The organism is Heyndrickxia sp. MSNUG, assembly GCF_049532715.1.
Classification (GTDB): domain Bacteria; phylum Bacillota; class Bacilli; order Bacillales; family Cytobacillaceae; genus Mesobacillus.
Genome location: NZ_CP150978.1, coordinates 1,379,254 through 1,394,192 on the forward strand (window position 1 = coordinate 1,379,254; position 14,939 = coordinate 1,394,192).

Annotated in this window: 13 protein-coding genes; 11 read left to right on the forward strand and 2 right to left on the reverse strand. The window is 41.5% G+C overall.

The genetic code is table 11. From position 1 onward, the window contains the following. Positions 1 to 11 precede the first annotated feature (11 nt). The gene (gene clpB / locus AABM38_RS06760; RefSeq protein WP_423409700.1) at positions 12 to 2,612 is read left to right on the forward strand and encodes an ATP-dependent chaperone ClpB; all 2,601 of its coding nucleotides are present in this window, start codon (positions 12 to 14) and stop codon (positions 2,610 to 2,612) included. Positions 2,613 to 2,698: 86 nt separating this feature from the next. Here clpB and AABM38_RS06765 read toward each other — a convergent pair whose 3' ends face one another. Then, a complete protein-coding gene (locus AABM38_RS06765; RefSeq protein WP_335376741.1) occupies positions 2,699 to 2,890 on the reverse strand; it encodes a YjzD family protein in 192 nt (63 codons plus the stop codon). A 228-nt stretch (positions 2,891 to 3,118) separates the two neighbouring features. Here AABM38_RS06765 and AABM38_RS06770 point away from each other — a divergent pair, with 228 nt between their 5' ends. From AABM38_RS06770 to AABM38_RS06785, 4 genes are all read left to right on the forward strand, one after another. Then, entirely contained in the window at positions 3,119 to 3,856 is a 738-nt protein-coding gene (locus tag AABM38_RS06770; protein WP_423409701.1) for a hydrolase, read from the forward strand. 66 nt (positions 3,857 to 3,922) lie between these two features. Continuing rightward, positions 3,923 to 4,750, forward strand: coding sequence for a hypothetical protein (locus tag AABM38_RS06775; protein WP_423409702.1), 828 nt, complete (start codon positions 3,923 to 3,925; stop codon positions 4,748 to 4,750). 139 nt (positions 4,751 to 4,889) lie between these two features. Then, complete coding sequence (locus tag AABM38_RS06780; RefSeq protein WP_423409703.1) at positions 4,890 to 5,840, forward strand: BMP family ABC transporter substrate-binding protein; 951 nt, start codon at positions 4,890 to 4,892, stop codon at positions 5,838 to 5,840. A 24-nt stretch (positions 5,841 to 5,864) separates the two neighbouring features. After that, positions 5,865 to 6,053, forward strand: coding sequence for a ComZ family protein (locus tag AABM38_RS06785; RefSeq protein ID WP_423409704.1), 189 nt, complete (start codon positions 5,865 to 5,867; stop codon positions 6,051 to 6,053). Positions 6,054 to 6,084: 31 nt separating this feature from the next. On the opposite strand, the gene AABM38_RS06790 is transcribed toward AABM38_RS06785, so the two are convergent. Next, a complete protein-coding gene (locus tag AABM38_RS06790; protein ID WP_423409705.1) occupies positions 6,085 to 6,399 on the reverse strand; it encodes a hypothetical protein in 315 nt (104 codons plus the stop codon). Positions 6,400 to 6,599: 200 nt separating this feature from the next. Here AABM38_RS06790 and AABM38_RS06795 point away from each other — a divergent pair, with 200 nt between their 5' ends. The 6 genes from AABM38_RS06795 to AABM38_RS06820 all read left to right on the forward strand — a co-directional run bounded on the left by AABM38_RS06795 (position 6,600) and on the right by AABM38_RS06820 (position 14,937). Continuing rightward, complete coding sequence (locus tag AABM38_RS06795) at positions 6,600 to 7,532, forward strand: beta-ketoacyl-ACP synthase III (RefSeq protein WP_423409706.1); 933 nt, start codon at positions 6,600 to 6,602, stop codon at positions 7,530 to 7,532. Between the two features lie 110 nt (positions 7,533 to 7,642). Next, positions 7,643 to 8,884 carry a beta-ketoacyl-ACP synthase II gene (fabF, locus tag AABM38_RS06800; protein ID WP_423409707.1) on the forward strand — a complete coding sequence of 414 codons (1,242 nt, stop codon included), beginning with the start codon at positions 7,643 to 7,645 and terminating at the stop codon, positions 8,882 to 8,884. Positions 8,885 to 9,808: 924 nt separating this feature from the next. Continuing rightward, positions 9,809 to 10,792, forward strand: a complete 984-nt coding sequence (locus AABM38_RS06805) for an ABC transporter ATP-binding protein (protein WP_423409708.1) — start codon at positions 9,809 to 9,811, stop codon at positions 10,790 to 10,792. A gap of 17 nt (positions 10,793 to 10,809) precedes the next feature. Next, complete coding sequence (locus AABM38_RS06810) at positions 10,810 to 11,811, forward strand: ABC transporter ATP-binding protein (RefSeq protein WP_423410683.1); 1,002 nt, start codon at positions 10,810 to 10,812, stop codon at positions 11,809 to 11,811. A gap of 90 nt (positions 11,812 to 11,901) precedes the next feature. Further along, on the forward strand, positions 11,902 to 13,560 hold the full coding sequence (locus tag AABM38_RS06815) for a peptide-binding protein (protein ID WP_423409709.1): 1,659 nt from the start codon (positions 11,902 to 11,904) through the stop codon (positions 13,558 to 13,560). A gap of 426 nt (positions 13,561 to 13,986) precedes the next feature. After that, positions 13,987 to 14,937: an ABC transporter permease gene (locus AABM38_RS06820; RefSeq protein WP_423409710.1), complete on the forward strand. Its 951-nt coding sequence runs from the start codon at positions 13,987 to 13,989 to the stop codon at positions 14,935 to 14,937. The last annotated feature ends 2 nt before the right edge of the window (positions 14,938 to 14,939 follow it).

Genomic DNA, 14,939 nt, shown 5'->3' on the forward strand with positions numbered 1-14,939 from the left:
GAGTGGTTGTGTTGGATTTAAACAAAATGACAGAAAGCTTACAAAATGCATTTATATCGGCCCAAACCCTGGCTGTACAACATAACCATCAGGAAGTTGATGATCTGCATGTATTTCTATCCTTGCTTGGACAGGAAAACAATTTAGGTGCAACATTGCTTTCTGGTATGGGCATTGAAATGGGAAAGCTTAACAATGATTTAAAGATAGCATTGGATAAAAAGCCCCAGGTATCCGGCAGTGGTGTGGAACAGGGGAAATTATATATTACGGCAGCACTTCAAAAGGTTTTGGCTCAAGCCGAAAAGGAAATGGCACTGTTAGATGATGAATTTTTATCAGTAGAGCATGTTCTGCTTGCTGCTATCGATACTGCTTCCTCAGAAGCAGGTTCTGTCCTCAGAAAGCTAGGATTATCAAGAGCAAATTTATTACCGAGAATTCAAGAGGTTAGGGGGAACCAGAGAGTGACTTCACAAAATCCAGAGGCTACCTATGAAGTATTAAAGAAATATGGTCGTGATCTTGTAGAAGAAGTCAGAATTGGGAAGGTCGATCCTGTAATCGGCCGTGATGGGGAGATTCGCAATGTCATCCGCATTCTCTCAAGAAAGACGAAGAACAACCCGGTTTTGATCGGCGAGCCCGGTGTAGGTAAGACAGCAATTGTAGAAGGTCTTGCACAGAGAATCGTTCGGAAGGATGTTCCTGAAGGTCTAAAGGATAAGACAATATTTGCACTTGATATGAGTGCCTTGATTGCCGGTGCCAAATTCCGCGGTGAGTTTGAGGAGCGGTTAAAGGCTGTATTGAATGAAGTGAAAAAAAGCGAAGGGAAAATCCTTCTGTTTATTGATGAACTTCATACGATTGTCGGTGCCGGCAAAACGGAAGGTGCAATGGACGCAGGAAATATGTTAAAACCGATGCTCGCCCGCGGGGAGCTCCATTGTATTGGAGCTACGACTCTGGATGAACACCGGAAGTATATTGAAAAGGACCCAGCGCTTGAACGAAGGTTCCAGCAAGTATTAGTACAGGAGCCAGACGTTGAGGATACAGTTTCGATTTTAAGAGGATTGAAGGAAAGATTTGAAATCCACCATGGGGTGAATATCCATGACCGGGCACTTGTTGCGGCAGCGACCTTGTCTGATCGATATATCACCGACCGTTTCCTGCCTGACAAGGCCATTGACCTCGTCGATGAAGCCTGTGCAATGATCCGGACTGAGATTGACTCAATGCCCACTGAGCTTGATGAAGTGACAAGGAGAGTCATGCAGCTTGAAATAGAAGAAGCGGCCCTTACAAAGGAAAAGGATGATGCCAGCCGTGATCGGCTTGAAGGACTTCAGGCAGAACTGGCCAACCTTCGCGAAAAAGCAAATGAAATGAAGGCAAGATGGCTGATGGAAAAGGAAGGAATCCAGAGGGTTCAAGAAAAACGCGAACTTTTGGAAAAGCTTCGCCGTGAACTGGAAAAAGCAGAAAACGATTATGACTTAAACAAGGCTGCTGAATTAAGGCATGGAAGCATTCCTTCTCTTGAAAAAGAACTGAAGGAGCTTGAAACGGAAGTAAGTGCAAATGCTGGAGAAAGACTCCTTAGAGAAGAAGTGACAGAGGAAGAGATAGCGTCCATCGTTGCTCGCTGGACTGGCATTCCGGTCATGAAGCTGGTCGAAGGCGAGAGGGAGAAGCTGCTTAAGCTCGAAAGCGTCCTTCATCAGCGTGTGGTTGGACAGGAGGAAGCTGTATCACTTGTATCAGATGCCGTTCTAAGGGCAAGAGCTGGAATCAAGGATCCAAACAGGCCGATTGGTTCGTTCATTTTCCTAGGACCTACAGGCGTCGGAAAAACAGAGCTAGCCAAAACGCTTGCCCAGTCTTTATTTGACAGTGAGGAACATATTATCCGCATTGATATGTCAGAGTATATGGAAAAGCATGCAGTATCCCGATTGATCGGTGCGCCACCCGGATATGTAGGTTATGAAGAAGGCGGCCAGCTTACAGAAGCTGTAAGAAGGAATCCTTATTCTGTCATCCTGCTTGACGAAATAGAAAAAGCACATCCTGAAGTCTTCAATATCCTGCTACAAATGCTTGATGATGGCCGCATCACGGATTCACAGGGAAGAACAGTAGATTTCAAAAATACAGTTATTATTATGACTTCGAATATTGGTTCTCATTTTCTTTTGGAGCGTCACGAGGGGCAGGAGGAGATTACTTCAGAAACACGAGAGCGGGTCATGAACCAATTACGGAGTCATTTCCGTCCAGAATTTTTAAATCGTGTGGATGAGATCATATTATTTAAACCTCTGTCATTAAAAGAAATTAAATTAATCGTTGAAAAGCTGATTATCACATTGCAGGAGAGGCTGGCTGACCAGCAAGTCCATCTTACCATCAGTGATGAGGCAAAAGAATATCTGGCAGCAAACGGATTTGATCCTGTCTATGGAGCACGCCCACTGAAACGCTTCATCCAAAGAGGTGTCGAAACAAAGCTTGCAAAAGAAATTATTGCTGGAAGGATCAAAGAAAAAAGCTTCGTGGAAATAACCGTGGAAAATGATGAAATACAGCTCCAGGTCAATTAAATGAGTGGCTGGATTTAGAATTAATATAAGCAAAGAGAAAATAAAAAAAGTCATCCCTATGTGGATGACTTTTTTATGTAGTAAACTTAGTGTAGACCATGCTTTTCTTCAGGTTCATTTGGAAGAATGGCAGGAAGAATAAAAATGACGATCGTTACAATAACGGCAAGGATAGTGCCAGCAGTAAAGTCAAATGGTACACCACTCATAGAACCGACTACATAGTTCAACATTTGAACTAAAAGGAATGTCCAGAAAAAAGTCCAAAAATATCGCAAATTTTTCACCTCTTACATTTTTAAATCTTTTCTCATCTTACCATAAGCCATTTCAATTATAAATCAATTTTAATAAAATTAAAAAGCGTTTTCACAAATTAAATTCACCATTTTGATCACCTCTTCACGCAACAGGATGAAAAAGATGGAAAAATGGGCAAACTCCCGTTCAATTCTTATTAAATATCATACTGTATTATGAATAATCTGTAGGAAGGAGTGGGTAGTATGGAGAGCCGGAACTTTAAACTGGATACCGAGTGGAGCATGATTCATTATCCTGAAAAGCCAAACGGTTTCGGTATCCTGGTAGTGGGAGATGAAAGGCATTTTGTGAACAATAAAGGCAGTTTCTGGACGCAGAATGAAGGCAAACGTTCACTGTTGAACATGTGGAAACGTGAGGGATATACCGTGTTTTATTCGAATTTATATGGCAGGCACTGGGGCAGCGAAAAAGCTGTGGATTTGGCAATGAGCCTATGCTGCCATATCATTCGTAATGAGATTCTCAACAACTCTTTCCACGTTGTGGCGGAGGGAATGGGTGCCCTTGTTGCTTTGAAACTGTTCTCTCAGTCTGATATGAAGATCAGGTCACTAGTTTTGATAAATCCAGTTTTCTCTTTAACTGTTCATTTGGAACAGGAAAAAGAGAATAAGTTCTTTTACAAAAAGCTGATTGCTGAACTGGAAAAAGCATACGAAATGGACATATTTCAACTGATGGAGAAGCTGAAAGACGAAGAAGTGGCGTCAAAACTTAAGCCTGGCGTGCCAGTGAAAATCATCCATGTTTTATCTGGAAACAGAGCATATAAGCAATCAAAAATCCTCAAAAATTTATCAGATAAATGGGAGAAAGAAAGACTGCCAGTGTCCATCAGTTATGTACTCCCAGAAAAAAAACTTCAAGTTGGCAGCCAGACAGTCCAGTTTTTCACAAAACATGAGCAAGTCCTATAATTCCCTGCAAATATTTTTCAAATGAGATTCATAGGATACAAAAGAGTATTGCAAGGAGGAATCAAAATGGAAAGAGCAGCTATTCTTGGTGTGTATGATTTTATCGGCTACAGCCTGTGCAAATATATGCTGAATGATGGGGTAGAAATAGCAGGAGTCCATATAGCAAGCAAACATGATAAGTATTTTACCGAAGAAAAGAGAATGGAAATAGGCAGGAATGCCAACTTTTCAGAAATCAGTTTTAAAGAATGGCAAGCTACACGGACAAATGAACATATGATCATTTCATTATATGAGCAATTTAATCAAGATTGGATGATTGAACAATACTTGAATGGCATTATAACCAAACTTGAAAATATGGACTATTCCAATCAGACCCTCATTCTTATCCTGCCTGCACACTTAGCATTGAAACATGAAAAATTAACGGATTCCCAGTTGGAATTGTTGAGATTTATTGAAAAAGTGAATATTTCAATCCTCGAAATTTACTTGCCGACAATATATGGACCCTGGCAGCCTGAAGAATACTTTTTTCAGCAATCCCTAAATTATTTAGAAGGAGAAAGCAGCATTCCAGTGATAGCGAAGTGGGAATGGATACATGACGCACTTTACATTGAAGATGCTGTTGAAACTATTATGGAGTTAGCTGAGTCAGGCAAGGACGGCAAATATTTTTTTGCAAGCGGAAAAACGAATCTTTGGCGCAGTTGTGCAAATGAATTGCTTGGGAAGCAAACAGAGCTTTTACTGAGAAAAGCTGATAGAACTCCAGAAATCAATGAGTTGATCAAAGTGAAGATTTTGAAAAATAATGAGAAAATCAGCATGGGATTAAAAAAGCAGAAGGAGCAATATTTCAGGATCATGGAAAGCAAGGGATAAGTGATTTTAATAAATCACTTTTCATAGCTATACTCCTCGGAGTAAAATGGTAAAAGATTCTTTTATCGGTTCCATTTTAATTTGGCTGGTGCTGTATTGTTATAGGTTTACACTGTGCCGCAAAAAGGAGATGCATCGGATGCTGAAACGTTTCGGGCTCATATTGTTAAGCCTGCTTTTGCTCGGAGGATGCGGACAACCTCTTGCAACAGGGAAGGTAGAGAAGGTTGGCCTGTTAGTGCCTGAAACTATTAATGATCAGGTGTGGGGAACGAAGGGATACAGAGGGCTGCTGCAAATCCAAACCAGCCTGGGGGTTGATGTCTTCTTCAAAGAAGGCATGAATTCTCCTGAGATTGTCGAAGAGGCTGTTAAGGAGTTTGACAGGCAAGGTGTCAATCTCATCTATGGGCATGGAAATGAATTCGCTGCCTATTTTAATAAAATTTCTGGGAAATATCCTGAAATCCATTTCATCAGCTTCAATGGAGATGCCAGAAATGAAAATACGACCAGCCTTAATTTTGACGCTTATGCCATGGGTTTCTTTGGAGGAATGGTTGCGAGTCATATGTCTGAAACAGGAAAAGTGGGGATTGTTGCCGCGTATGAATGGCAGCCTGAAGTGGAAGGATTTTATGATGGGGCGATTTTTGAAAACGGAAATATGAAAGTTGATATCCGTTTTGTAGGGCACTGGGATGACCAAAAAAAAGCTCTAGATGTCCTGGACGATGTATTGGCTAAGGGTTCTGATGTTATTTACCCTGCTGGTGATGGCTTTAATGTGCCAGTGATTGAAAAAGTGAAGGAAAAGGGTTTATATGTAATAGGATACATATCTGACCAATCCGATTTTGGGGAGTCAACCGTTTTGACAAGTACGGTCCAGCATGTAGATGATTTGTATGAATTGACGGCAGAGAAGTTCAATAAGGGAGAGCTTAAATCCGGCAATCTAACCTTCGATTTTCAGGATGGTGTCATCTCACTTGGAAAGTTCAGCCCTAACGTTGATCCTGCTTATCGCAAGAAATTGAATGGGATGATCAATGAGTATAAAGAAACAGGCAAATTACCTAACCAATAATTTTGACTAGAGGAGACAATAATCATGCAAAATAACGACAAAACAATGGAATTTATGCAAATTGCTATGAAATATCTGCCTGAAGCTCAGCAGCAGCTTGAAGCCGCTGGTATTGAGATGACAATGGATAACCTGCAGCCTTTTTTCACACTGTTCACTAAAGTGATGAATGAAGCATATGAGCTTGGGAAAGCCGATGCAGCAAAAGAATAATTTCTATGGAAAATAGCTGAGGCTCATTGCCTCAGCTTTTATTTTTGTCTATGAGGTGATCAAAAAAGGGACGTACTTTACCAAAAAGAGGCTTCAATTCTTTTGCAGACGTAATCAGTGTGTCGACATGATATAGAACTTCACCTAAATCAATCTGGCTGAGCAGGCCGCTTTCAGTTGATTGGCTATCTCTCGCTTTCGTTTCTTCCCCCGTTGAATTCCCAAACATGAAATGACGGAAATCACTATCTGGTTCATTCTCAGCATCAACCGATTGATCCCGCAGGTTTTTGCCATTTTCTCCCAACATAAAATCGAAGGCATCCCGGGTTCGTTCATCCCCCATTGTATTCGCCCCTTTCTATTTAATACTCAGTGTTAGTTTATGAAGTAAATGGTTACATGGACTAGGTCATATGCGGAATTCTTAATTTACAGTTGCAGGATAAGAGCCTTTTCTGATAAAATTAGTACCAAGTCATAATAATTGATAATAATACTTGAGAGATAATAGAAATAAATCAGGTTAAAAAGGAGATGGATCCCATGAATGCAGGGATAATAGGGGTTGGACGGTACTTACCGGATAATATTGTGACAAACCTTGATCTGGAAAAAAGAATGGATACTTCAGATGAGTGGATTCGTTCAAGAACAGGGATTGAAGCAAGAAGGATTGCCGGAGATGATATGGATACGTCCGATATGGCTTATCGTGCCGCTAAAGAAGCAATTGATAAAGCAGGGATTTCGGCAGAGGATATTGATTTGATCCTTGTAGCTACAGTCACTCCTGACCAGCCGTTCCCAACCGTTTCTTGTATGCTCCAGGACCAACTGGGAGCGAAGAAAGCGGCGGCAATGGATTTAAGTGCTGCATGTGCGGGTTTCATGTATGGGATGGTCACAGGGAAACAATTTATTGAAGCAGGTACTTATAAATATGTTTTAATAGTAGGCGTGGAAAAACTTTCTAAAATCACCGACTGGCAGGACCGGAATACCGCTGTGCTATTTGGTGATGGAGCAGGCGCAGTAGTAATGGGCCCTGTAGGAGATGGCAAAGGAGTTCTTTCCTTCGAGCTGGGATCCGACGGTTCAGGTGGCAAGCATCTTTATCAAGAAGAGTATATCGTCATGAATGGCAGGGAAGTATTTAAATTCGCCGTTCGGCAAATGGGAGAAAGCAGCATCAATGTCCTTGAAAAAGCTGGGCTGTCTAAAGAGGATGTTGATTTCCTGATTCCTCATCAGGCAAATATCAGAATAATGGAAGCAGCCCGCCAAAGACTTGAACTGCCGGTTGAAAAAATGTCAAAAACCGTCCATAAATATGGAAATACATCAGCAGCTTCCATCCCTATATCCCTAGCGGAAGAACTTGAAGCAGGAAAAATTAAGGATGGGGATTTAGTTGTCATGGTTGGTTTTGGCGGCGGTCTTACATGGGGAGCAATCGCCATGCGCTGGGGCCAATAATAAGGAAGTAAAAGCTATTCGGATAGATTATTCATAATTAGGCCAGAAAAGCCAGGCCAAATTCAAGCTCTATACAACGACAGAGCCTAGTAAAAGGAGATGTAATGAAGATGGAGAAACGCAGAGTTGTAGTTACCGGTATCGGGGCAGTCACTCCGCTTGGAAATGATGCAGAAACTACTTGGAATAATATTGTTGAAGGTGTCTCAGGAATCGGCCCAGTAACAAGGCTGAATGCAGATGACTTTCCTGCTAAGGTAGCTGCGGAAGTAAAGGAATTCAATGTAGAAAATTTTATTGATAAAAAAGATGCCAGGAAAATGGATCGCTTTACTCATTATGCAGTTGCAGCATCCTTGATGGCAGTAAAAGATTCAGGCCTTGAAATCAATGATGAAAACGCACCTAGGGTCGGGGTTTGGATCGGATCTGGAATAGGCGGAATGGAAACATTTGAGCAGCAGCATGAAACCTTCATGAACAGAGGTTACCGCAGGGTCAGCCCATTCTTCGTGCCGATGATGATCCCAGATATGGCTACAGGACAAGTATCCATCACTCTTGGCGCACGGGGCTTTAACTCTTGTACAGTAACGGCATGTGCAACTGGAACAAACTCGATTGGCGATGCTTTCAAAGTGATCCAGCGCGGTGATGCTGATGTGATGGTATCAGGTGGAGCAGAAGCGCCAATCACCAAAATGTCATTCGCCGGCTTCTGTGCGAACACGGCTCTATCAACGAACCAAGATCCACAAAAGGCAAGCAGGCCATTCGATAAAAATCGTGACGGATTCGTAATGGGTGAAGGAGCCGGTATTGTTGTTCTTGAAGAACTGGAACACGCACTTGCCCGCGGCGCAAAAATTTACGCTGAAATTGTAGGCTATGGAGCAACCGGGGATGCTTATCATATCACCGCACCAGCTCCTGAAGGCGAAGGCGGGGCACGTGCGATGAAAATGGCGCTTGACGATGCCGGACTTGCACCAGAAGAGGTTGGCTATATCAATGCTCATGGAACGAGCACGGAATATAATGATAAATTCGAAACGATGGCAATTAAAGCCGTTTTTGGTAAGCATGCTTATAACCTTGCTGTCAGTTCAACTAAATCAATGACTGGCCACCTGCTCGGAGCAGCAGGAGGGATTGAGGCAATATTCACTGTCCTTGCTTTAAAGGAAGGAATCCTGCCGCCAACAATTAATCTTGAAACTCCAGATTCAGAATGTGACCTGGATTATGTGCCGAATGAAGCACGCAGACTGCAAGTTAATGCTGCAATCAGCAACTCTTTAGGATTTGGCGGACATAACGCAACAATAGCATTTCGTAAATATAACGCATAAAAAGCCGGGGAATCCTATCTCAGACTGTAGACAATATCGATGAAAATCGACTTTGTCTACAGTCTTTTTATTTTGTTTGGACGAGAGATGGGGGATCTTTGAAACCTCCCGCCACCATTCGAACGTAAAAGCTGATTGAATGGTCATAGGAGTGTCTCTTATAACTATTCTTTTCCACATTTTGCTCTTATAGATAACCAAGGGTCTTTATTGGTGACCCTTTTTTCCACTTCTTGGATTTTAAGGTATCCAAGAGTCTTTATTGGCGACATCATTTTCCGTATTTTGTATTTTAAGGTAAATAAGAGTCTTTATTGGTGACCTAATTTTCCACATTTTGTATTTTTAGGTATCCAAGAGTCTTTATTGGTAGTCTCATTTTCCACATTTTGTATTTTTAGGTATCCAATAGTCTTTATTGTTAGCTATATTTTCCACATTTTGTAATTTTAGGTATCCAAGTGCCTTTATTGTGACCTAATTTTCCACATTTTTGTAATTTCTGATAACCAAGGACTTTATTAATGGACCAATATAATAACACCTTCCTATAGTCAACACTCAATCGCGTGTTAAATAGCCGATTGAGCGGTTCTTGAAAATTCACTCAAGATCATTAGCTAGTAAAAATCTGCTGACTTCCACAAAAGATGCTCCTTTTCTGAGGGGAGTTAAGCCTCATGCGCACTTCTATTTCTCCAATTAAGTTTCTTCCTGCAAACGGCCTCTATCCAAAAACCTGTACCTAAAAGCCTATAAAATTTAAATCTCAAGTGCCGCTATTTATAAATTCCTATCAAAAAAGTAATGAAAGAGTAATAAAACGTAACATTATTTAATAATTAATAATTATTAGAATCTTTAACTTTGTTTAAATCTCCAATTTATATCAATTTTAGTTAGATAGGGCGGTGGACAAGAAAAGTGGCAGCTTTATTGGAAATGAAAAATCTAAAAACTTATTTTAAAAGAAATAAAACAGTCATTCCTGCGGTTGACGGAGTTGATTTGGTCATAAATAAAGGCGAAACGGTAGCTTTGGTAGGAGAGTCTGGCTCGGGAAAGAGCATTACCTCACTATCGATCATGAGACTGATTCCAAACCCGCCCGGGGAAATCGTGGACGGGCAGATCAATTTTGAAGGGAAAGATCTTACTAAGCTGAGTGAGGATGAAATGTGCAAAATTCGCGGGAATGATATCTCAATGATCTTCCAGGAGCCCATGACCTCTCTTAATCCAGTCCTTACCATTGGCGAGCAGATAACAGAAGTACTGACTTATCACCAAAATTTGAACAAAACCACGGCGAAGAAAAAGGCAATTGAGATGCTAGAAATGGTTGGTTTCTCCCGGGCGAATGAAATTGTGAATGATTATCCGCATCGTTTATCTGGAGGGATGCGGCAGCGGGTAATGATTGCAATGGCAATGAGCTGCAACCCTAAGCTCCTGATTGCGGACGAGCCAACAACTGCATTGGATGTTACCATCCAGGCTCAAATTTTGGATTTAATGAAGGATTTAAGTAAAAAATTTGATACCTCAATCCTGATTATTACTCATGATTTAGGAGTGGTGTCAGAGGTAGCGGATCGTGTGATTGTTCTATATGCCGGGCAGGTGGTAGAGGAAGCACTTGTTGAAGAATTATTTGAAGAACCTCTTCATCCATATACAGTTGGCCTAATGGGCTCGATTCCATCGATTGATGAAGATCATGCAAGGCTGATCTCAATTGAGGGCAATGTTCCGTCACCAGAAAAACTCCCGCCTGGCTGCCGTTTTGCACCAAGATGCCCCCATGCCTTTAATCGTTGTTATGCTGAAATGCCACAGCTTGAGATTAAAAGCGGAAATCGCTCAGTAAGATGCTTTTTACAAGATGGCAAGGAGGTGAACCAATGATCACAACAAATGAAACTATGACATTTGCCTCACAGTTAAAAACCTCTGAAACTTTACTTGAATTGACGAATCTCAAGAAGCACTTTCCTATTAAATCCGGACTGCTGCAAAAGACTGTTGGTCATATTAAGGCAGTTGATGGAATAAATTTGAGGGTGAACAAGGGTGAAACCTTAGGCATAGTTGGCGAATCAGGATGTGGAAAATCCACTGTTGGAAGAATGATTATCAGACTCTATGAACCTACCGATGGCAAAATCCTTTTTAAAGGGAAGGATATTTCTAATCTCTCTGAATCGGAGCTGCGCAAAGATGTCCGCAAAAATATCCAGATGATCTTTCAGGATCCCTTTGCCTCTCTCAATCCTAGAAAGACATTGAGATCGATCATTCGAGAACCGCTGGATACACATCATCAATACAAAAGCAAGGAAAGAGATGAAAAGGTAGAAGCACTATTAGAGAAGGTTGGCCTGAATGCTTCGTTTATAAACCGTTATCCACATGAATTTTCAGGAGGACAGCGCCAAAGAATTGGAATTGCAAGGGCGCTCGCTCTAAATCCTGATTTGATTATAGCTGATGAAGCAGTATCCGCACTGGATGTTTCGATTCAAGCCCAGATTATCAACCTGATGGAGGACCTTCAGGAGGAATTTGGATTAACCTATATTTTTATTTCCCACGATTTGAGTGTAGTGAGGCACATTAGCGACAGAGTCGGAGTTATGTACCTTGGAAAAATGATGGAACTGGCATCAAAGAAAGATGTATATGCTGAGCCGCTGCATCCTTATACGCAGGCACTCCTTTCTGCTGTGCCTGTACCGAGGAAAAAAGGAGCGCAAAAGCGGGAAAGGATCCTTTTAAAAGGTGAGCTCCCAAGCCCGGCAAATCCACCCAAAGGGTGTGTATTCCATACAAGGTGTCCTGCTGCATTTGACCTTTGCAAGAAAATGAATCCTGACTTCAAAGAAGTCAAAGAAAACCATTTTGTTGCCTGCCACCTATTCAGATAACGGATGGCAGCATGACTTGAAAGGAGGAGATAGGTGCACGGTCTGTTCAAGAAAAACACAAAAATCAATATAGTTTAAGGGGGAAATAATGTGAAATTTAGAAAAGCTTCGTGGTGGTTAATATGCTTGACTCTGATTCTCTCTATATTCCTGACAGCCTGCAATAACGGCGACAAGCCAGCCGATGATTCGCAGGGGAAAGATGGCAAGGACGGAACGAAAGATGAAGAGGTAGCTGAAGGACCGCAAAAGGGCGGGGATTTAATCATTGGTTCAACTGGTGCTCCGACTCTCTTTAACCCTTTATATTCAACAGATACATCAAGTTCTGATATTGAGGGCTTCATCTACGACAGTTTAGTATCTTCTGATACAGAATTCAACCCAACTCTTAGCATGGCAGAAGATATTCAGGCATCAGATGACGGTCTTACTTATACTGCAAAACTGAAAAAGGGCATAAAATGGCATGATGGTGAAGAATTCACTGCTGACGATGTAGTGTTCACGTATAGCATCCCAAAAAATCCTGATTATAATGGGGAACGCGGATCAGCGTTTGAAGCATTGGATAAGGTTACAAAAATTGACGATTACACTGTAGAGTTCAAGCTTAGCAAGAAGGATGCTTCATTCTATCCAGTTTCATTAAGCTATGGCATTTTGCCTGAACATATCCTAAAGGATGTACCTGTTGCTAAATTAGGCGAGCATGAATTCAATACAAAGAGCCCGATTGGAACAGGCCCATTCAAGTTTGTTGAATGGAAAGATGGCGAGTATGTAAAGGTTGAAGCATTCGATGATTATTTTAAGGGTCGGCCAAACCTTGACACGTTAACATACAAAATCGTTCCTGATATGGATGCAATGATTGCACAGATCCAAGCTGGCGATATCCAATTTGCCGCAGGTGTCCCTGGGACAGATATCGAGACTGTAAAATCATTCCCAGGTGTGAAGGTAGAATCGGGATTAGGCCTATCCTACACATATCTTGGCTATAACGAGAAGAATGAACTGTTTAAAGACAAGAAAGTCCGCCAGGCAATCACACATGCCATTGACAGAGAAGCAATTGTTTCGTCTGTAATGAACGGTGACGGTCAGGTTGCTCACGTGCCTGAAAGTCCGCTTTCATGGGCCTATAATGACGATGTGCCAAAATTCGAATATGATGTTGAAAAAGCTAAGTCATTGCTGGCAGAAGCAGGCTGGAAGGATACTGATGGAGACGGAATCCTTGATAAAGATGGTAAGAAGTTCTCCTTCACCGTTAAAACAAACCAGGGAAATAAAGTTCGTGAAGACATCGTAGTTGTTCTTCAGGAACAGCTAAAAGAGGTAGGAATCGAAGCGAAACCTGAAATCGTAGAGTGGAGCGCATTCATTGAGCAAATTTCCGCACCAAACTGGAACTATGACGCGTTAGTACTTGGATGGGCTTTATCAACGTTCCCAGATCAATATGATATTTTCCATACAAGCCAGCAGGCAGAAGGCCTGAACTTTGTCTGGTATTCAAATCCTGAGGCAGATAAGCTGATGGAAGAAGCTAAACAAATCATGGATCAAGAAGAATATAAGAAGGCATATGCTGATATCTATAAAATTATTGCAGAAGACCAGCCGTATTCATTCCTGTACTATCCAAACGTTCACCGTGTAATGCCAGCAAATCTCGAAGGCTATGTATTCAATGCGAGAGACGATTTTTATGAGATTTACAAATGGTGGCTTAAAAAATAAGTTAAAGAGGCACACAACTTAGATAGAAAGGGAAGGAATGTTCTTCCCTTTCTTCCTTATTGAAAATAAGACTATTTTCAGTCATTACCATACATTATTGATTAGGAGCTTATCGTATTTTTCTAATACTTTATCAAGTTCTTATTGAAGGCTTTTTTAAGGCTATGCCAAAAGCTGATTTTTGTTTTGTAACTTTGTTGAATGGAGCAAAAGGCGCGAAACTCTTAGAAAATGGTTACACAATTTCATCGTGCAGTGTTGATTCAAAGAGTTTTTTCTAAGTCCTGCGGGATCAGCGGGACAAGTGAGCATTCCTAGATACCAGTCAACACTATTTTAATAGCAACAATGGTTATGAAAATAGCTTTTAAAAAGATCTTGCCTCAAATAAGAGCGAAAATAGCCTGATAAAAAAGGAGAATTTCCATGCTATCTTATATCACTCGCCGAATATTGATGGCCATTCCATTGCTGTTAGGGATAACGGTTGTCTCCTTTGCCATCATGAAATTGGCACCAGGTGATCCTTCCAGCTTGTTGATGGATCCGACGATCAGTCCGGCAGACAAGGCAAAATTCATGGAGAGATATGGACTCAATGATCCTATCCATATTCAGTATTTTAAGTGGCTCGGTGCTATGCTGCAGGGCGACTTTGGGACATCCCTTATCCGTAAAGGCGTCCCGGTAATAGAAATGATTATGAACAGAATGCCAAATACCATTTTACTGATGGTCGTATCTACCATCCTGGCATTGTTGATCTCCATTCCGTTTGGTGTCATATCTGCAACTAGGCCATATTCAAAGCTTGATTATACAGTTACGGTGACTTCATTCCTGGGAGTAGCGACGCCAAACTTCTTCCTTGGACTAATTTTAATCATGGTATTTGCCGTCCAGATAAATTGGTTCCCGACGGGTGGGGTTGCGACCTTGAATGCTCCTTTTAGTCTCTGGGACCGGCTCCATCATTTGATCATGCCAGCATTTGTTCTTGCAGCCGCTGATATGGCAGGACTGACACGATACACACGATCAAGCATGCTTGAGGTAATCAAGCAGGATTATATCAGGACAGCCAGAGCAAAGGGCTTTAAGGAAAAAAAGGTTATCTATAAACATGGCCTGCGCAATGGACTTATACCAGTGATCACAATCTTTGGGCTGATGATTCCTTCATTCATCGGCGGAGCAGTAATTGTGGAAAAAATCTTTACTTGGCCTGGCATCGGATTGTTATTCGTTGATTCAGCATTTCAGCGGGACTATCCAGTTATTATGGGACTAACGGTGATCTCGGCAGTCTTTGTTGTAATAGGCAATCTGGTCGCTGATATTTTATACGCAATTTTTGATCCTAGGATTGAATACTAAGG

What these genes read in the sequence shown, in the direction of transcription:
- AABM38_RS06810 (WP_423410683.1), top strand. Translation starts at nt 10,810, where the DNA reads ATGACATTTGCCTCACAGTTAAAAACCTCTGAAACTTTACTTGAATTG.
- fabF (WP_423409707.1), top strand. Translation starts at nt 7,643, where the DNA reads ATGGAGAAACGCAGAGTTGTAGTTACCGGTATCGGGGCAGTCACTCCG.
- AABM38_RS06790 (WP_423409705.1), bottom strand. Translation starts at nt 6,399, where the DNA reads ATGGGGGATGAACGAACCCGGGATGCCTTCGATTTTATGTTGGGAGAA.
- AABM38_RS06795 (WP_423409706.1), top strand. Translation starts at nt 6,600, where the DNA reads ATGAATGCAGGGATAATAGGGGTTGGACGGTACTTACCGGATAATATT.
- AABM38_RS06820 (WP_423409710.1), top strand. Translation starts at nt 13,987, where the DNA reads ATGCTATCTTATATCACTCGCCGAATATTGATGGCCATTCCATTGCTG.
- AABM38_RS06780 (WP_423409703.1), top strand. Translation starts at nt 4,890, where the DNA reads ATGCTGAAACGTTTCGGGCTCATATTGTTAAGCCTGCTTTTGCTCGGA.
- AABM38_RS06785 (WP_423409704.1), top strand. Translation starts at nt 5,865, where the DNA reads ATGCAAAATAACGACAAAACAATGGAATTTATGCAAATTGCTATGAAA.
- AABM38_RS06770 (WP_423409701.1), top strand. Translation starts at nt 3,119, where the DNA reads ATGGAGAGCCGGAACTTTAAACTGGATACCGAGTGGAGCATGATTCAT.
- AABM38_RS06775 (WP_423409702.1), top strand. Translation starts at nt 3,923, where the DNA reads ATGGAAAGAGCAGCTATTCTTGGTGTGTATGATTTTATCGGCTACAGC.